The following is a 22,560-nucleotide window of genomic DNA, read 5'->3' as shown; positions in this document are numbered from 1 at the left end:
CTGCTGCACCTGAACCGACCTGCCTGAACCGACCCTGTGAACCTGTCTGAATCCACGTGAAAGGGAGAGCCCGTCCATGGATCTGCGAGCGGCCCTGGCCGCCCACCGCCTGGTCGCGATCATCCGCGGCACCGACCCCGAAGCCTCGGTACGCACCGTGCTTGCCCTCGCCGAGGAAGGCGTCGAGCTGATCGAGGTCTCCCTGACCGGCGCGGACGCCCTGTCCGTCATCGAGCAGGCGCGCAAGGAGCTCGGCCCCGACCGGCCCCTCGGAGCCGGCACGGTCCTGACCGCCGACGACGCCCGCGCGGCCCAGCGGGCCGGCGCGAACTTCGCCGTCACGCCCGCACTTGGTGAAGGCGTCACTTCGGCACGCGAACTCGGCCTGCCCGTCGTGGCCGGAGTGATGACCCCCACCGAAATCCTGGCCGCACGTCCCCTCGGCGCCGCCGCGCTGAAGATCTTCCCGGCCGCCGAGTCCGGCGGCCCCGCCTACCTCAAGGCTCTGCGAGGCCCGTTCCCGCACGAGTTGTTCGTGCCGGTGGGCGGTGTCGACGAGGCTGCCGCCCGGGCATATCTGGCCGCCGGCGCGACCGCGGTCGGAGTCGGCTCGCCGCTGATCGGAGACGCCGCCGACGGCGGCAGCCTGACCGCGCTGCGCGAACGAGCCCGCGCCTTCTTGACCGTCGTACGGAAAGACACACCGTGACCGAAGCCGCATCGCACACCGAAGGCCGAGCTGGGAGCGCGACAGCCTCAGCCGGAGCCGGAGCCGGAGCCGGAGCCGGACTCAAGGTCGGAGGCGGTGCCGAAGCTCTCCGCCCCGACCGTCTGGAGCTCGGTGAGGGCATCCGTTGGACGGACCGCGGCCTCGTGCTCGTGGACATCCTCGCCGGCCGCCTGCTCACCGCCGTCGGACATCCCACCGACCCCCTGCGGCAACTGGTCCAACTGCCCGTTCCCCTGGGCGCGGTGGCCCCCGTGGCTGAAGCTCCCGGCACCTGGATCGCCGCCGCGGGCACCGGGATCTGCCTGCTGTCGCCCGACGGATCGACGCGGTGGCTGGCACAGCCCGAAGCGGATGCCGCGCGACCCATGCGCATGAACGACGCGACCACCGACCCGTTCGGCCGCTTCTGGGCAGGCACCATGGCGTACGACGCCGACGAGGGAGCCGGTTCCCTCTACCGGGTGGACCACGACGGCACGGTGACCCGTGTCCTCGACAACATCACGGTGCCGAACGGGCCGGCCTTCACGGCTGACGGCGCCACCATGTACCTGGCCGACAGCGCCCGGGGAGTCATCAGGCGCTACCCGGTTGACCCGGACACCGCCGAACTCGGGCCCCCGGAGGTCTTCGTCACCGTCGACGACGGCAGCCCCGACGGCATGGTGGTGGACGTCGAAGGCGCCCTATGGGTGGCGGTGTGGGGCACGGGATCCGTACGCCGGTATCTGCCGGACGGCCGCCTGGACCGCACGCTGACTCTGCCCGCACGACAGCCCGCCGGGGTGTGCCTGGAGGAGGACCTTCTCCACATCACGACCGCTCGTGTGGGACTAGCCGAACCAGGCCCCTACGACGGCGCGGTGTTCACCGCCCGAGTCGAGGTACCGGGCCGGCCGGCGACTGCCTACCGCTACGACGGATCGGCTTCGTTCGCGGGGGAGAGGTCATGAAGGACGGCTGGAAGCCTGCCGAAGGATCGGTGGTCTGCATCGGGGAGACCATGGCCGCCCTGGCTCCCGGCCCCTCCGAATCGCTGGAGACCGCCGAGGACCTGCGTGTGTCGGTGGCCGGGGCCGAGTCGAACGTGGCGATGTACCTGGCGGACCTCGGCATCCCCGTCTCCTGGCTGTCGGCGCTGGGCGACGACGCGTTGGGACGGCGTGTGCGTGCCGCGGTCGGCGCGGCGGGCGTCGACGTCGGCGGCGTACGAACCGACCCGGAACGGCCCACGGGCCTGCTCGTGAAGGAGCCGACCGGCACCCGAACCCGCGTCCACTACTACCGCGGCAACTCGCCGGCCTCGGCCCTGGGACCCGACGTACTGGACGACGAGAGACTGCGCTCGGCCTCCGTCGTCCACCTGACGGGCGTGACCCCGGCACTCTCCCCGTCCTGCCGGAGCCTGGTCGTGGCGGCGCTCGCCGTTCCGCCCGCCGAGCGCCCGTACGCCATCAGCTTCGACGTCAATCACCGTCCTGCCCTGTGGCCGCCCAGGACCGCTGCCTCGGTGCTGCGCGACCTGGCCGACCGCGCCGACATCACCTTCGTCGGCCTCGACGAGGCACAGGACCTGTGGGACGCCGGCCTCGAAGTGGCCGACGTACGGGAGTTGTTGCCGCATCCGCGTCTCCTTGTCGTCAAGGACGGCGGTCGTGCGGCCACCGTTTTCGGCGACGAGGGTTCGTGGACGGTGCCCGCTCTCCGCACGGACGTGGTGGAGCCTGTCGGCGCGGGTGACGCATTCGCCGCCGGATTCCTGACCGGTCTGTTGCGCGGAGGGGGAATGGAGCGCGCGCTGCGGCTCGGACACATCACGGCCGCGTCGGCACTCAAGGTGACGGGTGACCATGGCCCTCTGCCGGACGCCGCCTGGATCAAACGGCTGCTCGACCTCCCCGCACGCGAGTGGGAGACAGAGGCCGACGGCCGTCCCTGAAAGCCCAGTTCATAGGCGTCACCCTCCGTTGAGGACCCTGTGCCATGATGGTTACCGGCGAGTAATCAGTGCGCCGGGAAAAGGAGTCCATCGTGGCCCGTACGTTCACCGTGTCCCGCAGCGTCCTCATAGAGGTGCCACCGGCTGTCGCGTACGACGCGATCAGCCGCCCTGCCGACATGGGGCGCTGGAGTCCGGAGAACCTCGGTGCGACCGTGTCGGCGCCCGATGAATCGGCTTCGCTCGGGATGACTTTCGAAGGGCGCAACAAGCGTGGCGCCTTCCGCTGGGTGACTCGATGCACGGTGACTGCGGCAGAGCCGGGCAGCCGTTTCGCCTTCCGGGTCCACGCGATCGGGCTCAGCCGCCCTCGCCTGAGAGCCCCGATCGCCACCTGGGAGTACCGCTTCGAGCAGGACGGCGATGCCACGCGGGTCACCGAGACCTGGACCGACGACCGACGATCCTGGCCGACCTTCGTGACCAACGTCTTCGACCGCGTGGCCACCGGAGGCCGCACGTTCGCGGACTTCCAGGTGCGCAACATCGACAGGACCCTGCGGAACCTGAAGCGGGAACTCGAAACGGCACCTCAGTCCTGACGGCGCGGAACAGCACCGCTTGTCATTGGTGGCTCAGCACATTGACCACCTTGCCGTTGGGGTCACGGACGAAGAACCGGCGTACTCCCCACTCCTCGTCCTGCAACGGGTGCACGATCTCCGCGCCGCTCTCTCGCATCGCCGCATGGACCGCATCCACGTCGTCCACCTCGACGCTCATGTCGGGCACGACCGGCGCGCTCTTGTCCTGGCTCATGAAGGTGACTTGCGCCGTGGGGTTGGAAGGAGAGGCGAGCGTCATGACCCAGCCCAGGTTCATGACCTCCTCGAATCCCAGGAGGCCGTAGAAGTCCCGGCTCTCCTCCATGGCGTCCGATCGGATGTCGGGCATGACTCGGCGGATGGACATGGGCGACTCCTGCTGACGGGCGAGAGTGGACGTGCCCCGATTCTCCCCTACTGAGACGCGGGTCACATTCGGCGATGTCACATCTCGCCGAGCCGGGCCGTCGTAGAGGTGTATCCGCCAGCAACGGCAAGGAGTGCATCATGGAAGCCCGTTTGAACCTCTTCGACATCCCGCTCGCAGTGAAGTCCCTGAAGCACATCGTCACGGCGGGCAAGGTGATGGGGGAGTCGACAGTGCCGGCCGCGACCCAGGAGCTGGTCAGGCTCCGGGCCAGCCAGATCAACGGCTGCGGCTTCTGCACCGACATGCACACCAAGGACGCAGCCCACGCGGGGGAGACCTCGGTGCGCCTCAACCTGGTCGCGGCCTGGCGTGAGGCCACGGTGTTCACCGACGCCGAGCGAGCGGCCCTGGAACTGACGGAACAGGGCACCCGCATCGCCGACGCGGCCGGTGGCGTCACGGACGAGGCCTGGGCGAACGCCGCCAAGTACTACGACGAGGAGCAGCTCGCCTCTCTGGTGTCGATCATCGCCATCATCAACGCCTTCAACCGTCTGAACGTCATGGTCCAGCAGCCCGCAGGGGACTACCAGCCCGGGCAGTTCGGGTAACGAGGGGCAGCCGACTGGGGCCCGTGTCTGCTTCCCACGGGCCCCAAGGGGCAAGGCAGTTGAGGACCTATCCGGAGACCGGGGGCTGAAGGACCGGCGTGGGTGGTGGTGTCTGCCCTCCGGAGGCAACCGCCGTGTCCCCTCGGGTCGGTTCGGTGGTGCCGAGTTGCCGGGCCTAGACGACCCTCCAGTCGATGAGGCTCCTCGCACAGTCGACAACGGTCTCGGCCGCCGGCCGGGGCTGCCAGCCCAGGACGCGCTTCGCCTTCTCGGTGCTGTGGCGGTTGCGGCGCCCGAGCGAGACGGTGATCGCCCGAAGCGGCCGGTCGAACAACGACGCGAACCGGACCGCGAAGTCGGGGAGTTGACGTGTGGGTACCTTGGCGCCGGCCGGACCGAGCCCGGCCCGAAGCGCCTGAGCCACCTCCCGCATCCAGGTGAACTCTCCCGTGGCAAGGAACCGCTGCCCCGCGGCTTCAGGCGATGTCATCGCACGGATGTGGATGTCCGCGAGGTCGCGGACGTCGACGATCTCCAGCCCGATCCGTGGGGTGCCCGGCATCTTGCCCGCCACCATGCGCTGGATGATCCTGACCGAGCCGAGGTTGCGGGTGGTGAGGATCGGGCCGAACACGGCGCCGGGCAGAATCGTCGTCAGCTCGGTCGAGCCTCCGTGGTCGGCGACGAAGTCCCAGGCCGCCTTCTCGGCAACCGTCTTGGACCTGCGGTAGGGAATCAACGTCGGATCGTCCGGGTCGGTCCACAACGTCTCGTCGGTCACGCCCTCCTCCGTGTAGGAGGACGGACTGGCGGCATTCGCCGCCGATGTCATCACGACCCGCTTCACGCCGGCCGCCGTCGCCGCCCGCAGAACGCGCAGAGCACCGTCCCGGGCCGGGACGATGAGCGCCTCTGCGTCGCGCGTGTTCTCGTCCCCGAGCGGGGAGGCCACGTGCAGCACATGGTCGACGCCCGCCACCGCGGCATCCCACCCCTCGTCGGAGGTGAGGTCGGCGACGGCGAAGCTCAGCCGGTCGCCCGGAACCGTCACCGTCGACACCGCGTCGCGGACCGCCTTCTCCTTGGCGGGGCCGCGCACCGTCGTACGGACCTCGTAGCCGCGCTCGAGCAGCCCGACGATGACCCAGCCGGCGACGTACCCCGTGCCGCCCGTGACCAGCACTTTCTCCGTCACTGCTCCTCCTCCGTCGGCCGGCCGAAGCGGCCGAACGTGGTTCCCGCCGCAGCCGGCGACGTGGCGACCTGCCTGGCTCTCCGCACTGTCATGATCTCGGTCCTTTCCTGCTCTTGCTGAACGGTCGGCCACCAGACGTGTGATGGCCGACCTGGTGTCTCATTGCCGCGAGACGGGTCAGACGCGTACGGGCGCCGGGCCGGCCAGGGCCTTGGTGTGGTGCTCCGGGTGGCCCTCGACGTGCAACTGCGGCAACCTGCGGTCGAGTCGGCGCGGGATCCACCAGTTGAACCGGCCGAGCATGTGCATCGCCGCCGGGACCAGCAGGAGCCGTACGACGGTCGCGTCGAGGAGGATGGCGGCGGCCATGCCGACACCGATCAGCTTCAGGACGACGTCCGGGCTCGGCACGAAGGCCACGAACACCGCGATCATGATCGCGGCGGCTGCCGTGATGACCCGGCCGGTACCGGCGAGACCTTCGGTCACCGCCCGGGCGTTGTCACCGGTGCGGATCCACGACTCGCGCACCCGGCTGAGGAGGAAGACCTCGTAGTCCATGGACAGCCCGAACAGCACCGCGAACATGAGGACGGTGACGAACGGCGGCAACGGAGTCGGGGTGTCGATACCGATCAACTGCCCTGCCCAGCCGCCCTGCAGGACCAGGGCGACCACCCCGTACGAGGCCGCGACGGACAGCAGGTTCATCGCGGCGGCCTTGACCGCGACGGCGATGCTGCGGAACGCGACGAGGAGCAACAGCATCGACAGCAGGACGACTCCGGCGATCAGGTAGGGGATGCGGCCGGCCAGATCGGTGGTGCTGTCGATCGACGTCGCCGCGGTCCCGCCGACCAGGACCGTCGCGTCCGTACCCTCGACGGCCGCCGGGACGGTGGTGTCCCGCAGGCGATGCACCAGATCCTGCGTGGCCTGGTCCTGCGGGCCGGTGGTCGGTGTGACGGTCAGGACGGCGGTGTCACCGGCCTGGTTGAGCAACGGCGGCGCGACCGAAGCGACGCCGGGTGTGTCGGTGGCGGCGTCACTCAACCGGGTCAGAACCGAGTCGTCGCCGTCCGGGAGTTGGACGGCCAGGCGGACGGGCCCGTTGGCGCCGATCCCGAACCCGTCGGAGATGAGGTCGTACGACTGCCGGGTCGTCGTCTCTGCCTGGTTGTTGCCCGCGTCCGGGAAGCCGAACTGAACGTTCAGGAACGGCACGGCCAGCGCGAGCATCACGGCCAGGCCGACCGCACCCGCCACATACCGGTGTCGCTGGACGAGCCCACTCCACCGCATCCAGGCCCGGCTGGGCTTGACGTGCCCGTCGGCGCTCACAACTGCCGTACGGCGACGACCGGGCAGCCGCAACCGGTCCACGTGACGACCCAGATAGCCCAGCAGCGCCGGGAACAGCGTCACGCTCGCGGCCAGCACGACCAGGACCCCGACGATCGCCACCAGCGCGGCGCCACGCATGTACGACAGACCCATGGCGAACAGGCCGAGCAGGCTGACGACGACCGTGATCCCGGCGACCACGACCGAGCGTCCGGCCGTGTCGAGCGCGGCCACCGTGGCGGCCTCCGGGTCGAGCCCGGCCGCCCGCCACTCACGGAACCGGGTCACCATCAGCAGGACGTAGTCGATACCGATGCCTATGCCCAGCATGGCCGCGAGGGAGGTCGACCACTCGGGCGCGTCGACGAACCGGATCACCACACCGGTCAGCGCGCCGCTGACCACCAGCCCCGCCACCGCGACGAGCAGCGGCAGCCCGGCCGCGACCACGCTGCCGAAGGTCAGCAGCAGGATCAGGGCGGCGACCGCCAGCCCGATCGCCTCCGACCCGACCGAGCCGCCCTCGGCCAGGAGGATCGCCTGCCCGCCGAGCGCCACCCGCATCCCGGCCGTACTGCTCTCCTCGGCGACGTCGATCAGCCGGGTGCTGTCCTCGACCGGCATGTCCGTCGCGTTCACCACGTCGAGGCGCAGGTTCGCCAGCAGGGTCTGCCCGTCGTCGGACACCGCGCCCGGGGTCGCGTACGGATCGTTGGCTCCCGCCACGTGCGGCACCGCTGCCAGCTCGTCCAGCAGCTCGGTCACCTCGCGCCGGACACCCTCGTCCCGCACACCGGCGTCCGCCCGCACCACCACGGTGACGACGGCGGAAGACTGGCTCGGGAACCGCTGTTCCAGCGCCTGCTGGGCCTTCTTCGAGTCCGATCCGGGTGCCGAGTAGTCCGCCGTGAACTCACCGGCGAACGCCGCCGACAGCGCTACGGCCGCCACCAGCCCGGCCAGCCACAACAGCAACACCCGGCCACGACGCCGGTACGCGAACCGGCCCAGCCGGCCCAACGGACCCACCACCGGGCTCCGGTCGTCGATGTCTGCCATCACAATCCCTCTCCTTGACGTGCCATCAGGAATGACGTGCCATCTGGCCTTCTCATCAGCAATGCGGATCACCAGCGACGTGGATCACCAGGCAGGTCGACGGCAGTGGTAGACAAGCGCCGGCGGCAGGTTGCCCCACACCGTCCGGCCCACCACGACCTCGTCGAAGCGCGTCTCCAACGACCGCAGCAGCCGCCGCGCCGGACTCGCCCAGCGGGCATGCACGTACGCGAACGTCGTGAAGGCCCCGGACTCCGACAGCCCGTCCACCACCGCCGCGAGAACGTCACGGCGCTCGTTCTCGCCGAACGCCACCCACGGCAGGCCGCTGACGATCACATCGGCCCGCTCGATGCCGCGCTCGCCGAGCACTCCGGCGAGGCTCCCGGCGTCGGCCAGCGCCACGTCCACGCCCGGATGCCGGGCCGCCAGCCGCGCGGCGAACCGCTCGTTGATCTCGACGGCGATGTGCCGGCCCCGGCCGCCGAGACGTCGCTGGATGGCGCCGGTGAACGCGCCCGTACCCGGGCCCAGCTCGACCACCACCGGATCGCCGCTCCCCGGCACCGGCGCCGTGACCACCCGAGCGAGCGCGCCGCTGCTCGGCGCGACCGCCCCCACGGTCAGTGGACTGCGCAGGAACTCCCCGAAAAACGTCACGTCACGTGCCCTTCGTGAACGGCCGCCGCGGGACACGCGGCGACGGTGGTCAGGGCATCGACGCTAGGGAGACGCGCCCTCGCCGGCTTCGTGCCAGGGGCCGCATCCGCGGCCAGAAGGAGGAGACGGGGCGACCGGTCGGAGGAGGGGGCCGTCGGCGATCGCGCCGTAGTCTGGCCAGGTGGAGAGATTCCGTGCTCGGTGGTCCTGGCTCGACGCCGCGATCGTGGCCGTCGCGGGCGGGCTCGGTGCGGTGAGCATCGTCCTGGGCCCATCGTCCGGCGGCGGGGCCACGGAGTGGGTCCTGGTCGGGACGGCTGCCGTGGCGCTCGGCCTCGTACGCCATGTGCCCCTGATCGTCTTCGCGGTCGAGGTCGTCCTGACCCTTGTCGGCGACTCCGTCCTTCCCGAGGGCAGCCATGTCGCCCCGCTGGCGGGGGTGGTGGCGCTGGGAGCGGTGGCGTACCGGCACCGCTGGCTCGCCACCGCCGCCGCGTACCTCGTCGGGTACGCGACGATCCTCGTGGCGTTCGGCAGCGACGACGGCGGGCTGCTGACCGGCGTCGACGGGCTGGTGCGGATCGTCACGCTGGCCCTGACGGTGGCGGCGCCGGTCGCCTTCGGGCGCTACCTCGCCGGCGTCCGCCTGGCCGCTGCCGTCGCCGAGGAGCGGGTCCGCGACGCCGAGCAGCGGCGGGACGCCGAAATGCAGGCCATCCGGCTGGCCGAGCGCGCCCGGATCGCAGGGGATCTGCACGACCTGGTGGCACACCACGTGTCCGCGATCGCGCTGCAGGCAGGAACGGCCCAGTACGCCGCCACCCACGCACCCGACCCCGAACAGCGCCTGAGCGTGGCCGTCGACTCTCTGGGCGCGATCCACACCAGCGCGGGCCAGGCCCTCGTCGACCTGCGCAGCCTGCTGCGCGTGCTGCGGAACCCCTCCGAGCAGGAGTCCCTCGTCGACCCCGAGCAGATGATCGCCGACGCGGTCCAGCGCAGCCGTACCGCCGGACTGCACGTGGTCGCCCACCTCGACGACGGCACGACAGAGGCACCGCTCACGCTCCGGGTGACGGCCGCCCGCGTGGTGCAGGAGGCACTCACCAACGCGCTCAAGCACGCCGGCCCGGGCGCCGAGGTCGAAACCACCGTGGACGTCGACGACACCCAACTGTCGGTGGAGGTGGCCAACTCCGGCCCGGTCGGCCCGCACCCCACCCTGCCCGCGTCGGGCCACGGCCTGGCAGGCATGCGCGAACGCGTCGAGATCCTCGGCGGCACCCTCGCCGCCGGCCCCACCCGCACCGGCGGCTGGCGACTGCGCGTCACGCTGCCCCTCGGAGCCCGCTCATGATCCGCGTACTCGTCGTCGACGACCAGACCCTCGTACGGGCCGGGGTCACCCTCCTGCTGCGTACGGCCGGGGAGGACGTGGTCGGTGAGGCCACGGACGGGCTCGAAGCCGTACGCATGGCCGAGCGGCTGCGCCCGGACGTCATCCTCATGGACCTGCGCATGCCACGAGTCGACGGGATCGAGGCCACCCGCCGCATCCTCAAGACCCTCCCGGCGACGCGCATCGTGATGCTCACGACCTTCGACGACGACGCCGAGGTCTACGGTGCCCTGCGCGCCGGGGCCGTCGGCTATCTGCTCAAGGACGGCGAGCCCGACGCGATGCTCGCCGCCGTACGGCGAGCGGCGCAGGGCGAGTCGCTGCTCGCTCCCGCGGTCATGGCGCGTGTCGTCCGGCGCGCCGTCCAGTCACACCACCAGGACGTCACCGGCGACACGGCCGACCCGGCGATTCTGGCAACCCTCACACCCCGCGAACGAGACGTACTCGCCCTCGTCGGCGTCGGACAGTCCAACGCCGAGATCGCCGAATCCCTCCACCTCGGCGTGACCACGGTCAAGACCCACGTCGCCTCCGTCACGGACAAACTGCGACTGCGCAACCGTGTCCAGGCGGCGGTCGTGGCTCACCGACTGGGCCTGGTCGACGACGACTTCCGTCTCGCCGAGGGCCTCGAATAGCGATCCGCGGCACTCCGGGCGGTCGGCCGTAAGGCGCGTCAGGCGATCGAGCGCACTGTCGCCTCGGTGAGGGTGGTCGCGGTCCGTACGGCACTGGCGATGGCCTCGTCGGGGTCGAGGCCGCACAGATCGGTGAGGGTGAAGAACGCCTCGGCGCTCACGACCACCGCGAGGTCCCTCTTGAGCTGCGCGAAGGCGTCCGGGGCCGTCGCGCCGAGGGTGCCCTCCAGGGGGAGGAGCGCATGGTCGATGAGTCCGAAGCGGATCCCCGGGCGCGTGGTCACCGTCTCGGGCCGGGCGATGGTGGCGGCGATCATCGCGCGGACCGAGCCCTGGCGGGAGTGGATGCCGCGCAACAGGAACTCGCAGGCGAAAGCGACGCGTTCGACGGGGTCGGGGGAGTCCGCGACCGGTGCGAGCGCCTCTGCGGGAGGCGGCCAGACACCGGCGAGTGCCTCGCTGATCAGCGAGGGGAGGTCGGGGAAGTACCGGTAGGCGGTGGCCTCGGAGACCAGGGCCGCCCGGGCGATCGCGGGCATGGTCACCTCGGCGCCCGTGCCGATGAGGTCCCGGGCGGCCGCCACGATCGCCATCCGTGTGCGCTGCTTCTGGTTGGTGCGGCCGGTACCCGCCTGCGCCGTCATCGTGGGACTCCTCCTGTTGGCTCACACGCATTTTAGCAGCCGACACGCGTTATGAGAGTTCACTTGCATAACGAGGCTCGGCTTCTCTACTCTCATGAGAGTCAACTCTCACGAAGGATTGCGCAGGAGGAACCATGAGCACGGTTTCGGTGGTCGGCCCGGGCGACGGCGAGACGATCCAGCTGGGCCCCACACAGATGCGCATCATCGAGGACGGCACCACCACCGGGCACCGCCTCGGAATCGGGGAGATCACGCTCGCCCCGCACACCCAGGGCCCGCCGCAGCACCGCCACGCCCAGCACGACGAGGGCTTCTACGTCGTCTCCGGCACCGTGCACTTCACCATCGGGGAGGCGACCCACGTCGCCCCGGCCGGCACGCTCGCCATGATCCCGCCCGGCGCCCCGCACACCTTCGCCAACCTCGGCGACACACCCGCGGTGATGATCAATACCTTCACGCCCGACCTGTACGTCCAGTACTTCCGCGACCTGCGGAACATGATCGCCGGCGGCGGGGAACTGACCCCGGAATCGACGGTCGAGGTCATGAGCCGATACGCCACGGTCCCCGCGACCGACTTCGTGTGACGGCACCTCATCTTCCTTACCGCACGGCCCACTTGAGGAGCACCGAATGACACGCACCACCCACACCCTCACGCTCGACCAGGGCACCCTCGACGTCACCGTCGACCTCCACGGACAGCAGGGGCACCCCTTCCTGCTCCTGCACGGAGGCGGCGGCCCGCAGACCGTCACGCCGTTCGCCGGACTCCTGGCCGAGCAGCGGCCGGCCAGGGTGTTCACGCCGGTCCATCCCGGCTTCGACGGCACCGACCGCCCCGACTGGCTGACCGACGTCACGACGCTGGCCCAGGTCTACGCTCGGCTGCTCGACGCACTCGACCTGCGCGACGTCGCCGTCGTCGGCAACTCGATCGGCGGCTGGATCGCCGCCGAACTGGCGGCCCTGGGCAGCGACCGGATCAGCAGCTTCACCCTCGTCAACGCCGTCGGCATCCAGGTCCCCGGCCACCCGATAGCCGACACCTTCTCCCTGACGCCCGTCGAACTGTCCCGTCTCTCCTTCCACGACCCCTCGAAGTTCAGCTTCGACCCCAGCGCGCTGACCGAGGCGCAGCGCACGGTGATGGCCGCCAACCGGGCCACCCTGCAGGTCTATTCGGGCCCGCACGCCATGGCCGACCCGACCCTGACCGACCGCCTGGCCAAGGTCGCCCACCCCACCCTGGTCGCGTGGGGTGCGAGCGATCAGGTCGTGGACGCCGACTACGGGCGTGCGTACGCACAGGCCATCCCCGACGCGGAGTTCCGGCTGCTTGAGGGCACCGGCCACATGCCCCAGGCCGAGACGCCCGAGCAACTCCTGCCGGTGCTCTGGGACTTCACCGACGCCCACGCCACTGACCGGCCGCGGCACTGACTGCCGGAAAGGGAGCCCGCCGCGGCTTCCGGGCGTAGCGGGGGAGTCAGGGCGCCGTTCGACCGGGCTGGGACAGTGAGTCGGCGAGGCTCGCGAAGGTGCTGGCGAGAGCGGGGACGAGTTCGTCGGGGATCTGGTCCAGGAAACGGCGACGGGCGCTGGCCAGATGGGCGGGCTGCGCCGCCTGCATGGCGTGGAGCCCCGACTCGGTGAGTATGGCGTCGTTGCCCCGGCCGTCCTCGCCGTGGCGTTCCTTGCGGACCAGCCCGTGCTTGCTCAGGCCGTCGACGACGCGGGTGATGCGCGAGGGAGTGAGCCCGGCGGCGTCGGCCAGGGCCGACATGCGCATCCGCCTGTCGGGGGCGGAGCTGAGGAGCAGCAGGGCGGCGAACTCGGTCATGGTGACGCCGGTGCGGGACATGTCGTCCTCCAGCGCGCGGGGCAGCGCGTGGACGAGGCGTCCCAGGCTCTGCCAGAGCTGAAGCTCGTCCGGGGACAAGGGTGCGGGGTCGGTGTCGGCAGGCATGCGCCCAGTCTATTTGACGAAGCAAGCAATCAGGAGTCATTGTTGCTGAAGCAAGCAACTTTGGAGGCTCTCGCATACCACCCACATCACCGACAACATCACCCATTTCCCCGGTTCAGGCTGTGGTGCCGGACGGGTTCAGTCACGGATATGCCCAGGTCAACGGCGTTCGGGTGCACTACGTGAGTGGTGGGTCCGGACCCGCCGTCGTGCTGCTGCACGGCTGGCCGTTCAGCTGGATCGAGTGGCGCGCGCTGATGCCGCTGCTCGCCGAGCGGGGCTTCACCGTCATCGCGCCGGATCTTCGCGGCTCCGGCGACTCCTCGATCCCGGCCGGGCGCTGGACCAAACGGGACGAGGCCGAGGACCTCCACCAGCTCCTCCACCACCTGGGGCACGACGAGGCGCAGGTGGTCGGCACGGACGTCGGCACCATGACCGCCCACGCCTGGGCCCAGGCGTATCCGCAGGACGTGACACGTCTCGTGCTCAGCGAGGCGTTCCTGCCCGGATACGGCCTCGAAGATCACATGAACCATGCCACCGGAGGCTCGTGGCACTTCGGCTTCCACGCCCAGAGCGACCTGGCCGCGATGCTCACCGACGGCAAGGAGGAGCAGTACCTGGGCGGGTTCTGGTCGATGATGACCCGCGGCGGCATCACGGACGCCGACCGCGCCGACCTTCTGCGCGTCTACACGGGGCCCGACGCGATGCGCGGCGGTTTCGAGCACTACGCCACGCTCGTCGAGGACGGCCGAGCGGCCCGCGCGTACGGTCCGGTCGGCATGCCGGTCCTCGTCCTGAACGGCGAACACGGCCTGCCCCAAGGGGTTCTGCTGGACGGCGCCCGCGACGCCGCGACGGATGTGCGCGCGGACATCGTCCCCGGCGCCGCTCACACCTTCGCCGCCGACAACCCGCAATGGACCGCCGAACGCCTGGCCCGCTTCTTCACCACCACCCCGGCCGTCTGACGCGGGAATCCGCACCACACCGAACGGAGCACGTTGTCATGAAGGTCCTCGTCATCGGCGCCACCGGCTACGCCGGCCGCCGCGTCTCCACCGCCCTGTCCCGCGCGGGACACACTGTCCTGGGCCTGGCCCGCGACACCGACGGCCCGGCCGCCCGGGAGCTCGCCGTCAATGAAGTCACCCCTGTACGGGGCGACTTCTCCGAACCCGAGACGTGGCGCGCCCACTTGGAGGGCACGGACGCGGTGGTGCACCTGCTCATGGACATGAGCGACCCCGTCGGCGGCGACCAGCGGCTGTTCGCCGAACTGGCCGCGGCGCAGGAGCGAGACGGGCGCCACCGCCACCTGGTCTTCACGACCGGCATCTCCTCCTACGGCCGCACCGGACTCGCGCTCATGGACGAGAACACCCCCGGCAACCCCGAGAGCCCCATCGGCTTCCGCTTCGCCCTGGAGAAGGAGCTTGCCGCCGGCGGCCTCGCGCACACCGTGGTCCGTCCCGGCTTCATGTACGGCGGCCCGGCCACCACCTCCATGACCGGCCAGTGGTTCGCCGCCGCCGAGGAGGGCAAGCCCGTCTTCTACGGCGACACCACCAAGCGCTGGAGCTGGATCCACGTCGACGACCTCGCCGACGCCTACGTACGCATCCTCGACAACCCCACAGCCGTCGATGGCGAGGTCTTCGTCATCGCCGACGACCAGCGTCTGCGCGCCCTGGACATACAGCAGACCGCCGTCCGTGCCGCCGGCTTCACCGGCGAGATCACCCTGGAGACCGCCGAAGCGGGCGGCATGATGCAGATGGCCGCCGACCAGGACGAACTCGTCACCAGCGCCAAGGCCCACCGCCTGCTCGGCTGGCGCCCACGCCACGCCTCCTTCACCGACGCGCCCGAGCAGCACTACCGCGCATGGAAGTCCGCCCAGACCGACGGCTGAGACCCCGCAGAAGACACCGCGATCGTCGAGCGCGGGTCGCGACGAGGTGGCGGGTCATCCAGAGGACGGCGGCGTGGAGGACCGGACCGAGAGCGTGGAGCTGGTCCTCCTCATCGGGCGGCGGCGGGTGGCATCCCCGATCTGCCAGACAGCGGCGTACAACAGCACAGCGCCCGCGAAGGCGGCGCCCGCTCTCGTGGCGACCCCGGTCAGCACGCCTTCGGCGAGGGTGCCCCAGGGGGCCCGGACCGTCTTGGACGGGTAAGTGGTCTCGCTCGCACCGTCTCCAAAGTCGACGGTGGTCGGGTGGCCGTAGTCCACTTCGGTCACATGGCGGTAGGCGTTGAAGTCGGCGCGGGCATGCGCGGCGCCGCCCAGCACGGGGGACAGGACCAGCAGACCCACCACGCTGCACCGCATGACAGGACCCAGGCGGGCCACGGTGCCGCCCTGGGCGCGCAGCCGGTCGCGACGCCGCCAAAGATGCCGACCGACGACCGCCAGGCCGAAGACGGTACTCACGTACTGCAACAGCCGAGCGACCGTCAGGCCACCCACGGCTGACGCTCGTAGCGCCTCCACATGGGTGACCAGGAAGCCGTCGCCGTGCGTGAAGGAGTCCCATGCCAGGTGGGAGGCGATGCCGATCAGCGCGGAGACCAGCAGCCACATCGTGTGCCCGGCCTTGGCGCGCAGGCCGGGCACCCGCTCCGATTCCGGAAGGCCGAAGCGCGACGGCAACAGGGCGGTGACCGGCGCGCGCAGCATCCGGTACGCAGCGACCAAGCCGACGGCAAGGGGCAAGCCGACCAACAGGCCCGCATCGAAGGAGTGGGTCTCAGTGGCGTTGAGGAGCGGCCCGTACCAGTCATGGGGGCCGGTCTCCGATACGCCGATGCGGGCGAGGAAGTACGGGACGTCGGGTGCCACGGCTCCCGCGACCAGAGCAGCCGGAACGAACGGGCGGCGCATCAGCGGGAGCACGGCGGCGGGGTGGGACACGGTGAATGGCAATTCGATGGTCTTCCCTGGCCTGAAGGAACTCACGAAGGAGCTCCCGAAGGAACTCACGAATAGAACACCGGGGAGAGTATTCACTTCAACGGACTATCGCAAGCGCGGTCGAATCGCCGGCGGCCGTCGACCTGGGTGATGCGGCTGTGTCAGCGCCGGCGGCGAACGATCTGGAAGCACGCGGTGAGCGCCGCCGCGATCGGCAGCAGGAGGAACAGTCCCAATACAGGCCGGACTTCGAGCCAGGCATCCGTGTACGCGTGCGCGACCAGAAGCGGAGAAGCCACCGCCATCGCCCCGAGCTCACGCAGACCGGAGGAACGCGCGCGTACGGCGAGGACGGCCCCCGTAAGAGCGAGCACGAGCATCGGCCAGGCGCCATAGTCCGTCGTCACGCCGAAGGCCCCGGTGTCCACGACCACGACGGGAAACCACGCAGCAGCGGCCATCACCCCGGCTGCCGTGGACAGTTGCCTGTCACCGCGTCGATCAGGAGGGCAGCTGAGCACGACGGCGGTGGTCAGCAGGGCCGCGGTGACAGGAGCGATCGCCCCCCCGCCGGGCGAGGGCGTGGCAACAGCCCACTGCACGGCCGTCCCCACCAGCCCGAACACGGCCATCCCCGCACCCGGCAGCCATCGCCCGGCCAAGGCGATGACCGCGCCGAGGCACACCAACAGTGAGAGCAGCAAGTACAGGGTCCGGGCGCCATCCATCGTGGAGAGCTGGATCCACACCGGGGCGGGCGAGCGAACGAGTCCTGCGTACCAGCGCGTCAGGTGCAGCCCGCTGTCCACCGCACCGGCCGCCAGGGCGAACGGGGCGGCCAGGGCGAAGAAGCGTCCCGCGGGCGACGCCGAGTCGAGGCCCAGTCGAACCCGTACGGCGTGCGCGGCCAGGTCGGCGTCCGCACGCAGCCGGGCCACGCGCGGCATGTCCGCCGTCATCTCCCGGTGCACATCGACGATTTCCTGCCCGTACGCGGCACGGTACGCGGCCGGATACAGACGCAGGAGAGGGTCGGTCACGTCAGCGCCGCCGCCCCGCCGGTGCCCAGACGCCGCCTGACCTCCCGGGCGGTGGCGGCCAACCGCTCCGCCTCGGCCTCCAGCCGCTCCCGCCCGGCGGGAGCGAGAGCGAAGATCCGGCGTGCCCGGCCGCCCACCACCTCCTCACGCTCCACCTGGATCAAACCCTCCGCCAACAGCCGGTCCAGCGCCCCGTACAGCGCCCCGGTACGCGGCACCACCCGGCCGTCGGTGATGGTTTTGACCTCCTGAGCGACGGCATATCCGTGCCGAGGCGCATCTGCCAGCGCCGTCAGCAGCAGCAGGGCCAGCTCCTGCATTCCTCGTTCACTCATACCAGCAGAGTATTCCGTCCGACGGACCTTCTTAGGGGCGAGGGCGAGGGCGAGGGCCAGGGCCAGGGACTAGGGGAGGGTCGGGTCACTCGACCGTCGTCCGCAGGTACGCACCGAGGCGGGCGATGGCCGCCGGGTTGCGCGGGCTCTCGACGAGGTCGACGTAGTCGAGGACGAAGATCCGCCGGTGCTTGACGGCGGAGACGTTGCGCAGCGGGGCGTAGGAGAGCAGGAACTTCTTCTTCTGCTCGGCGCTCACGTCCCCGTAGTCGCAGATCACGATGACATCCGGGTCGCGCTCCACGACGCTCTCCCAGCCGGTGGTGGTCCAGGAGTCGGCGACGTCGTGCATGACGTTGACGCCGCCTGCCTTGCTGATGATCTGCTCGGGGGCGGCGTAACGGCCGGACGTGAAGGGCTGGTCCTGCCCGCTGTCGTAGAGGAAGACCTTGGGCCGCTCGGCGCCCTCGGGTGCCTTTGCCCGTACGTCGGCGATCTGCTTCTTGAAGTCGGCGATCAGCGTGGCCGCCCGCTTCTCGACGCCGAACAGCTTTCCGAGATTGGTGAGGTCGGCGTACAGGGCGTCCAGGGGCGGCATGAGGCCGCGCGAGGTCTTGGTGCGGCCGTTGCGGCAGGACTCGGTGAGGATGTACGAGGGAATGCCGAGCTTCTTCAGCGCCTCGGGGGTGAAGCCGCTGTCGTCGCGGAAGCCGTAGTTCCAGCCGGCGAAGACGAGGTCGGCGCGGGCGTCGAGGACGTTCTCCTTGGTGAGTTGGTCCTTCGACAGCCACTTCACCTTGTCGTAGCCGTCCTTCCAGGGCACGCCGCTGAGATCGCCCTTGTCGTCGGGCATGGCGAACCCGGCCATACGGTCCTCAAGGCCGAGCGCGAACATCAGCTCCGTGATCCCGACATCGTTCGTGACCACCCGCTTCGGGACCTCGTCGTACGTCACCTTCCGGCCGCAGTTGGTCAGGCCGACCGACGAGGACTTCGCGTCGCCGGAGGACTCGATACTGGCGCCGCAACCGGCGGTCGTGACGGTCGCGGCGAGGCACAGGGCAGCGGAGAGGAACTTGCGCATGGGGATCCTTACGGGGTGGTGAGCGGGAGCCGGTCGAAGAGGAGCTGTACGGCGCCGGTCTCCGGATGCCGTACGGGATGCGCGCGGACCCCGAACACCCCGGCGAGCAGGTCCGGTTGGAGCACGTCGTGCGGTGGTCCCGAGGCGACGATTCGGCCGCCGTCGATGACGTACAGGAGATCGCAGTGCGCGGCGGCCAGGTTGAGGTCGTGCAGGGCGGCCAGCACGGTCAGGCCGCTGCCTCGTACCAGTGAGAGCACGTCCAACTGGTGGGCGATGTCGAGGTGGTTGGTGGGTTCGTCGAGGACGAGCACCTTGGGCTGCTGGGCGAGGGAGCGGGCGATGAGGACGCGCTGTTTCTCACCACCGGACAGCGAGAGGAACCCGCGCTCGGCGAGGTGCGCGACACTCGTGCGGGCCATGGCGTCCGCGCACACGGAACGGTCCCCGGCGGCCGTACGGTCCCGGTGCGGCAGCCGGCCCATGTCGACCACCTCGGCGACGGTGAAGTCGAACTCGGCCGACGACTCCTGCGGCAGTGCGGCCAGCACCCGGGCGGCGGCCCTGGGCGACATGGCGTGTACGTCGTCCCCGTCGATCCGGATGGTGCCCGCCGCCGGGCTCAGCGCCCGGTACACGCAGCGCAGGAGTGTGGACTTGCCGCTGCCGTTCGGGCCGACAAGACCGACGAACTCACCGCTGTCGACGGCGAGTCGGATGTCGTCGACCAGTCGGACCCCGGCGGCCTCGACCGCCACGCCTTCCAGGTCAAGCCGCATGGCCGCCCACCCTCCTCAGATCTGACTCGGTGGCCATCAGCGGCCCCCGAAGGCGTAGCCGCCGCGCCGCATGAGCAGCAGAAAGGCGGGCACACCGACCACCGCTGTGATCACCCCGACGGGCAGTTCGGCGGGCGCCAACAGCAGCCGGGACAGCAGATCCGCCCACACGAGCAGGACGGCGCCGGCGAGCGGAGCCACCGCCAGTACCCGCCGGTGATCGGCACCGACCAGCATCCGCACGACATGCGGCACCATCAGTCCGACGAACCCGATGGCCCCGCTGACCGCGACCACGGTCCCGGTCACAGCCGCGCTGACAAGGAACAACTCCCGGCGCAGCCGCCCTGGTTGGACACCGAGCGCGGCCGAGGTCTCGTCACCCATGGCCAGCGCGTTGAGCGCCTCGGCGCGCCACCGCAACCACGCCCACCCGGCCGCCACGGTCACGGCGGCGAGCGGGACCTGCGCCCACGTCGCGCCGCCCAGGCTTCCCAGCAGCCACATCATCGCCGACCGGGCCGCCTCGCCCCGGGCCGCGCCGAACACCATCACGGTGGTGACGGCCTCGAAGCCGTACGCCAGAGCCGTCCCCGTCAGGATCAGCCGCAGCGGCGTCAACCCGTGCGCCGACCGGGCCACGGAGTACACCAGCACCATCGCCGCGAGGGCCGAGACGAACGCAGACAACGACAGCGCCCAGACCCCCAGCCCCGCGAACGCGCCGAGCAGGATGACGGCGTTGGCACCCACGGCCGCGCCCGAGGAGATACCCAGCACGAACGGGTCGGCGAGCGCATTGCGCACCATCGCCTGCACCGCCACACCGACGGCCGCGAGCCCCGCTCCGACGACAGCACCGAGCACGACACGCGGCAGACGGATCTCCCAGACGATGGTGTACGCGGCGACATCCCCGGCATGCACCGTCCCGCCGGTGAACCCGGCCCACAGAAACCGCTGCACGTCCGCCCAGCCGACCCCCGCGGCCCCGAGAGCCACCCCGCACACGATCGACACGAGGAGCAGCAGTCCCAGCCCAACGACCAACGGCACGACGAATATTCGGCTCGGGCTCGGGTTCGGGGTTGGGTTCGGGATCGAGCTCGGACTTCGGCGCACGGTCGGGGGCGGTCCTTCATCTGAGGCCGCCTGAACGTCAAGAAAAGAGGCAGCCCGTACGACACGCCAGCCGTGCGGTCCCCTCTCGCAGTCCACGGCGAGCAGTCAACGGGTCGCACCACCTACGGGCGATCGGGCTCGCGCGACGAACGACGGGTTCGCCACGCACACCGTTGCGGGTCAGCGCCGGACTCTCACCGGACTTCCCCCACAGGCAGCGACGGGAGCGTAGCAAACCGGGGAAGTGGCGGATGGGCTGGGGCACTTGACGTCGCGGTCAACGACTGGATACTGACGGAGGTTCTGACAGCAGTACGTCTGATCGGCATTTCGAACAACGCTTGAAATGTCGGCCACGGCATGGACTGTTCAAGCCGTCATCTCCGCACCCGACGGCTCAACCTCCACATCCCCCCCACACACAGGAGCACCTCTCCATGACCCCACGACAGACCCCGGAGCCCACTGTGCGACCGACCATGCCCTGGCGAAGGAAGGTGGCCATAGCCGCGCTGACGGGAGCCTTAGTGGTCGGGCCCGGCGTCGCGCAGGCCGCACCTCAGGCGGCCCCGGCCCCCAAGGAACAGGTGGCGGCGGCCACCATCACGTGGACCCTCGAGCGGGCCGCCAACCCCACCCAGGACCAGCAGACGGCGTACAACCTCATCACGACGGCCATGAACGCCGCGGTGTCCCGCTACAACAACGTGAGCGACCTCGGCAAGACCATCACCGTCCGCTACGACCCGGGCGTACCCACGGCCGACGGCAACATCAACGGCACCATCCGCTTCGGCAACCGCAGTTACATGACCGAGCGGACCGCGCTGCACGAGATCGCCCACACCATCGGCGTGGGTACGAGCTCCGGCTGGTCCTCCCTCGGAGGCAGCGGGACCTGGCGCGGAGCCCAAGCCACAGCGCTCGTCAAGCAGTTCGACGGCTCCGGTGCCACGCTGTCCACCGGCGGCGGCCACTTCTGGCCCTACGGCCTGAACTACGAGAACGAGTTCTCCGGCACGGCAGCCAATCGCCACGTCCAGATCGTCGCAGCCATGGTCCGCGACGGCCTGTAACCCGGCCCCTGCTGGAGGGGTGGCCACTCCCGCCGGTCCGCCGTGCGGCCCGCGCACCCCTCCGGCTCGACTGGTCGGTGTAGTAGGAAGGGTGCACATGCCCTGACGCATGACCCGCACCCGCACCAGCGCCCACCGCCAATCCCCACGCGCCCGCATCGAGGACTCCAGAATGAACGACCTGTCGGCTTCCTACCGTCTCGTGGCCGGCGCGCCGGACTCCCCTGTGATCCTGCACGTCCCGCACTCATCGCGCGTGATTCCGCAGGACGTGCGGAGAGGCATCGTGCTCGAAGATGCCGCCCTGGAAGGGGAATTGGGCCACATCACCGACTCGCACACCGCCCGGATCGCGGCGACGGCAGCCGAACGCTGCGCAACTGAGCCCTGGCAGTTCGTCAACCAGTTGTCTCGGCTTGTCGTCGACCCCGAACGGTTCCCCGACGAGCGTGAGGAGATGCTGGCCGTCGGGATGGGCGCGGTCTACACCCGGACCACGCACCGGGAGGAGCTCCGCCCGGCCGACCACGACGGACAGCGGCTCGTCGAGCGCTACTTCCACCCGTACGCCGCCGCCGTCACGGACGCCGTGACACAGCGGCTGGAAGCAGGCGGACGGGCCGTGATCATCGACGTCCACTCCTACCCGACCGAGCGCCTGCCCTACGAACTGCACGGTGACGGCCCCCGGCCGCCCATCTGCCTGGGCCGGGACGCCTTCCACACCCCGGCCGACCTGCTGGCCCACGCCGAGAAGGCGTTCGCGGGCTTCGGAGGCACAGGCATCAACACCCCCTTCGAGGGGACGTACGTCCCGCTGAAGTACTACGGGACCGACCCCCGGGTCAGCGCCCTGATGATCGAGATCCGGCGGGACGTCTACATGACCGAGCCGGGCGGCCCGGTGGGCCCCGGCCTCGATGCGCTTGCGAGCGCGCTTGCTGATTTGGTCGACATGGCGAGTACGGCCGGTGCGCTGCGCGCCTGACGCGGGCCTGCTTCCACCGCGAACGGGCGCGGTTCCACATG

At 70.4% G+C, this 22,560-nt stretch carries 25 protein-coding genes and 1 riboswitch; of the genes, 13 read left to right on the top strand and 12 right to left on the bottom strand.

Annotation, left to right across the window (positions count from 1 at the left end; all coding sequences use genetic code 11):
• Nucleotides 1–76: 76 nt before the first annotated feature.
• From ACN20J_RS03220 to ACN20J_RS03205, 4 genes are all read left to right on the top strand, one after another.
• Nucleotides 77–709: a bifunctional 4-hydroxy-2-oxoglutarate aldolase/2-dehydro-3-deoxy-phosphogluconate aldolase gene (locus ACN20J_RS03220; protein WP_419665146.1), complete on the top strand. Its 633-nt coding sequence runs from the start codon at nucleotides 77–79 to the stop codon at nucleotides 707–709.
• Nucleotides 710–831: 122 nt separating this feature from the next.
• Nucleotides 832–1,683 carry an SMP-30/gluconolactonase/LRE family protein gene (locus ACN20J_RS03215; protein WP_419668822.1) on the top strand — a complete coding sequence of 284 codons (852 nt, stop codon included), beginning with the start codon at nucleotides 832–834 and terminating at the stop codon, nucleotides 1,681–1,683.
• Nucleotides 1,680–2,669, top strand: a complete 990-nt coding sequence (locus ACN20J_RS03210) for a sugar kinase (RefSeq protein ID WP_419665145.1) — start codon at nucleotides 1,680–1,682, stop codon at nucleotides 2,667–2,669. Before ACN20J_RS03215 ends, ACN20J_RS03210 begins: the two co-directional genes overlap by 4 nt.
• A 92-nt stretch (nucleotides 2,670–2,761) precedes the next feature.
• A complete protein-coding gene (locus tag ACN20J_RS03205; protein WP_361900351.1) occupies nucleotides 2,762–3,271 on the top strand; it encodes an SRPBCC family protein in 510 nt (169 codons plus the stop codon).
• Nucleotides 3,272–3,293: 22 nt separating this feature from the next.
• Here ACN20J_RS03205 and ACN20J_RS03200 read toward each other — a convergent pair whose 3' ends face one another.
• Nucleotides 3,294–3,641, bottom strand: coding sequence for a VOC family protein (locus ACN20J_RS03200; protein ID WP_055610190.1), 348 nt, complete (start codon nucleotides 3,639–3,641; stop codon nucleotides 3,294–3,296).
• 140 nt (nucleotides 3,642–3,781) lie between these two features.
• Between ACN20J_RS03200 and ACN20J_RS03195 the strand changes: the two genes are divergently transcribed.
• Nucleotides 3,782–4,255 (top strand): carboxymuconolactone decarboxylase family protein, encoded by a 474-nt coding sequence (locus ACN20J_RS03195; RefSeq protein WP_189841929.1) that lies wholly within the window; start codon nucleotides 3,782–3,784, stop codon nucleotides 4,253–4,255.
• A gap of 175 nt (nucleotides 4,256–4,430) precedes the next feature.
• On the opposite strand, the gene ACN20J_RS03190 is transcribed toward ACN20J_RS03195, so the two are convergent.
• From ACN20J_RS03190 to ACN20J_RS03180, 3 genes are all read right to left on the bottom strand, one after another.
• Nucleotides 4,431–5,450 (bottom strand): NAD-dependent epimerase/dehydratase family protein, encoded by a 1,020-nt coding sequence (locus tag ACN20J_RS03190; protein WP_419665144.1) that lies wholly within the window; start codon nucleotides 5,448–5,450, stop codon nucleotides 4,431–4,433.
• 177 nt (nucleotides 5,451–5,627) lie between these two features.
• Nucleotides 5,628–7,853, bottom strand: a complete 2,226-nt coding sequence (locus ACN20J_RS03185; protein ID WP_419665143.1) for an MMPL family transporter — start codon at nucleotides 7,851–7,853, stop codon at nucleotides 5,628–5,630.
• Nucleotides 7,854–7,937: 84 nt separating this feature from the next.
• Nucleotides 7,938–8,513, bottom strand: a complete 576-nt coding sequence (locus tag ACN20J_RS03180) for a class I SAM-dependent methyltransferase (RefSeq protein ID WP_189841932.1) — start codon at nucleotides 8,511–8,513, stop codon at nucleotides 7,938–7,940.
• Nucleotides 8,514–8,694: 181 nt separating this feature from the next.
• Here ACN20J_RS03180 and ACN20J_RS03175 point away from each other — a divergent pair, with 181 nt between their 5' ends.
• Nucleotides 8,695–9,870 carry a histidine kinase gene (locus tag ACN20J_RS03175; protein ID WP_419665142.1) on the top strand — a complete coding sequence of 392 codons (1,176 nt, stop codon included), beginning with the start codon at nucleotides 8,695–8,697 and terminating at the stop codon, nucleotides 9,868–9,870.
• Complete coding sequence (locus ACN20J_RS03170) at nucleotides 9,867–10,553, top strand: response regulator (protein WP_190231162.1); 687 nt, start codon at nucleotides 9,867–9,869, stop codon at nucleotides 10,551–10,553. Before ACN20J_RS03175 ends, ACN20J_RS03170 begins: the two co-directional genes overlap by 4 nt.
• 38 nt (nucleotides 10,554–10,591) lie before the next feature.
• Here ACN20J_RS03170 and ACN20J_RS03165 read toward each other — a convergent pair whose 3' ends face one another.
• Nucleotides 10,592–11,197 carry a TetR/AcrR family transcriptional regulator gene (locus ACN20J_RS03165; protein WP_419665141.1) on the bottom strand — a complete coding sequence of 202 codons (606 nt, stop codon included), beginning with the start codon at nucleotides 11,195–11,197 and terminating at the stop codon, nucleotides 10,592–10,594.
• Between the two features lie 134 nt (nucleotides 11,198–11,331).
• Here ACN20J_RS03165 and ACN20J_RS03160 point away from each other — a divergent pair, with 134 nt between their 5' ends.
• The gene (locus ACN20J_RS03160) at nucleotides 11,332–11,790 is read left to right on the top strand and encodes a cupin domain-containing protein (protein WP_189841936.1); all 459 of its coding nucleotides are present in this window, start codon (nucleotides 11,332–11,334) and stop codon (nucleotides 11,788–11,790) included.
• A 46-nt stretch (nucleotides 11,791–11,836) separates the two neighbouring features.
• On the top strand, nucleotides 11,837–12,646 hold the full coding sequence (locus tag ACN20J_RS03155; protein ID WP_419665140.1) for an alpha/beta fold hydrolase: 810 nt from the start codon (nucleotides 11,837–11,839) through the stop codon (nucleotides 12,644–12,646).
• Between the two features lie 46 nt (nucleotides 12,647–12,692).
• Here ACN20J_RS03155 and ACN20J_RS03150 read toward each other — a convergent pair whose 3' ends face one another.
• On the bottom strand, nucleotides 12,693–13,172 hold the full coding sequence (locus ACN20J_RS03150; RefSeq protein WP_189841938.1) for a MarR family winged helix-turn-helix transcriptional regulator: 480 nt from the start codon (nucleotides 13,170–13,172) through the stop codon (nucleotides 12,693–12,695).
• A 182-nt stretch (nucleotides 13,173–13,354) separates the two neighbouring features.
• Between ACN20J_RS03150 and ACN20J_RS03145 the strand changes: the two genes are divergently transcribed.
• Together ACN20J_RS03145 and ACN20J_RS03140 are read left to right on the top strand one after the other, a co-directional pair.
• Complete coding sequence (locus ACN20J_RS03145; RefSeq protein ID WP_361918876.1) at nucleotides 13,355–14,149, top strand: alpha/beta fold hydrolase; 795 nt, start codon at nucleotides 13,355–13,357, stop codon at nucleotides 14,147–14,149.
• A gap of 38 nt (nucleotides 14,150–14,187) precedes the next feature.
• The gene (locus ACN20J_RS03140; protein WP_361918879.1) at nucleotides 14,188–15,093 is read left to right on the top strand and encodes an NAD-dependent epimerase/dehydratase family protein; all 906 of its coding nucleotides are present in this window, start codon (nucleotides 14,188–14,190) and stop codon (nucleotides 15,091–15,093) included.
• 54 nt (nucleotides 15,094–15,147) lie between these two features.
• Here the strand turns inward: ACN20J_RS03140 and ACN20J_RS03135 are convergent, their stop codons facing one another.
• From ACN20J_RS03135 to ACN20J_RS03110, 6 genes are all read right to left on the bottom strand, one after another.
• Nucleotides 15,148–16,107 (bottom strand): DUF4184 family protein, encoded by a 960-nt coding sequence (locus tag ACN20J_RS03135; RefSeq protein WP_419665139.1) that lies wholly within the window; start codon nucleotides 16,105–16,107, stop codon nucleotides 15,148–15,150.
• Nucleotides 16,108–16,256: 149 nt separating this feature from the next.
• Nucleotides 16,257–17,135, bottom strand: coding sequence for a hypothetical protein (locus ACN20J_RS03130; protein ID WP_419665138.1), 879 nt, complete (start codon nucleotides 17,133–17,135; stop codon nucleotides 16,257–16,259).
• On the bottom strand, nucleotides 17,132–17,470 hold the full coding sequence (locus tag ACN20J_RS03125; protein WP_189841942.1) for a PadR family transcriptional regulator: 339 nt from the start codon (nucleotides 17,468–17,470) through the stop codon (nucleotides 17,132–17,134). The genes ACN20J_RS03130 and ACN20J_RS03125 overlap by 4 nt, the downstream gene beginning before the upstream one ends.
• Before the next feature lie 85 nt (nucleotides 17,471–17,555).
• Entirely contained in the window at nucleotides 17,556–18,554 is a 999-nt protein-coding gene (locus ACN20J_RS03120; protein WP_419665137.1) for an ABC transporter substrate-binding protein, read from the bottom strand.
• Between the two features lie 8 nt (nucleotides 18,555–18,562).
• The gene (locus ACN20J_RS03115) at nucleotides 18,563–19,333 is read right to left on the bottom strand and encodes an ABC transporter ATP-binding protein (protein WP_419665136.1); all 771 of its coding nucleotides are present in this window, start codon (nucleotides 19,331–19,333) and stop codon (nucleotides 18,563–18,565) included.
• A gap of 36 nt (nucleotides 19,334–19,369) precedes the next feature.
• A complete protein-coding gene (locus tag ACN20J_RS03110; RefSeq protein WP_372505563.1) occupies nucleotides 19,370–20,389 on the bottom strand; it encodes a FecCD family ABC transporter permease in 1,020 nt (339 codons plus the stop codon).
• A 192-nt stretch (nucleotides 20,390–20,581) separates the two neighbouring features.
• A riboswitch (cobalamin riboswitch) is annotated at nucleotides 20,582–20,664 on the bottom strand.
• 270 nt (nucleotides 20,665–20,934) lie between these two features.
• On the opposite strand from ACN20J_RS03110, the gene ACN20J_RS03105 reads away from it, so the two are divergent.
• Together ACN20J_RS03105 and ACN20J_RS03100 are read left to right on the top strand one after the other, a co-directional pair.
• Nucleotides 20,935–21,531, top strand: coding sequence for a hypothetical protein (locus ACN20J_RS03105; protein ID WP_419668821.1), 597 nt, complete (start codon nucleotides 20,935–20,937; stop codon nucleotides 21,529–21,531).
• Between the two features lie 172 nt (nucleotides 21,532–21,703).
• Nucleotides 21,704–22,519, top strand: coding sequence for an N-formylglutamate amidohydrolase (locus ACN20J_RS03100; protein ID WP_419668820.1), 816 nt, complete (start codon nucleotides 21,704–21,706; stop codon nucleotides 22,517–22,519).
• The last annotated feature ends 41 nt before the right edge of the window (nucleotides 22,520–22,560 follow it).

Origin of the sequence: Streptomyces sp. 2-1 (assembly GCF_048564895.1) — a bacterium.
Classification (GTDB): Bacteria; Actinomycetota; Actinomycetes; order Streptomycetales; family Streptomycetaceae; genus Streptomyces; species Streptomyces phaeochromogenes.
The sequence above is the reverse complement of the archived record's forward strand: the minus strand, read 5'-3'. Positions and strand labels throughout refer to the sequence as shown.

Coding starts and splice junctions, on each gene's coding strand:
- ACN20J_RS03140 (WP_361918879.1), top strand. CDS start 14,188: ATGAAGGTCCTCGTCATCGGCGCCACCGGCTACGCCGGCCGCCGCGTC.
- ACN20J_RS03155 (WP_419665140.1), top strand. CDS start 11,837: ATGACACGCACCACCCACACCCTCACGCTCGACCAGGGCACCCTCGAC.
- ACN20J_RS03200 (WP_055610190.1), bottom strand. CDS start 3,641: ATGTCCATCCGCCGAGTCATGCCCGACATCCGATCGGACGCCATGGAG.
- ACN20J_RS03170 (WP_190231162.1), top strand. CDS start 9,867: ATGATCCGCGTACTCGTCGTCGACGACCAGACCCTCGTACGGGCCGGG.
- ACN20J_RS03125 (WP_189841942.1), bottom strand. CDS start 17,470: ATGAGTGAACGAGGAATGCAGGAGCTGGCCCTGCTGCTGCTGACGGCG.
- ACN20J_RS03220 (WP_419665146.1), top strand. CDS start 77: ATGGATCTGCGAGCGGCCCTGGCCGCCCACCGCCTGGTCGCGATCATC.
- ACN20J_RS03150 (WP_189841938.1), bottom strand. CDS start 13,172: ATGCCTGCCGACACCGACCCCGCACCCTTGTCCCCGGACGAGCTTCAG.
- ACN20J_RS03105 (WP_419668821.1), top strand. CDS start 20,935: ATGCCCTGGCGAAGGAAGGTGGCCATAGCCGCGCTGACGGGAGCCTTA.
- ACN20J_RS03100 (WP_419668820.1), top strand. CDS start 21,704: ATGAACGACCTGTCGGCTTCCTACCGTCTCGTGGCCGGCGCGCCGGAC.
- ACN20J_RS03165 (WP_419665141.1), bottom strand. CDS start 11,197: ATGACGGCGCAGGCGGGTACCGGCCGCACCAACCAGAAGCAGCGCACA.
- ACN20J_RS03185 (WP_419665143.1), bottom strand. CDS start 7,853: ATGGCAGACATCGACGACCGGAGCCCGGTGGTGGGTCCGTTGGGCCGG.
- ACN20J_RS03120 (WP_419665137.1), bottom strand. CDS start 18,554: ATGCGCAAGTTCCTCTCCGCTGCCCTGTGCCTCGCCGCGACCGTCACG.
- ACN20J_RS03195 (WP_189841929.1), top strand. CDS start 3,782: ATGGAAGCCCGTTTGAACCTCTTCGACATCCCGCTCGCAGTGAAGTCC.
- ACN20J_RS03210 (WP_419665145.1), top strand. CDS start 1,680: ATGAAGGACGGCTGGAAGCCTGCCGAAGGATCGGTGGTCTGCATCGGG.
- ACN20J_RS03115 (WP_419665136.1), bottom strand. CDS start 19,333: ATGCGGCTTGACCTGGAAGGCGTGGCGGTCGAGGCCGCCGGGGTCCGA.
- ACN20J_RS03160 (WP_189841936.1), top strand. CDS start 11,332: ATGAGCACGGTTTCGGTGGTCGGCCCGGGCGACGGCGAGACGATCCAG.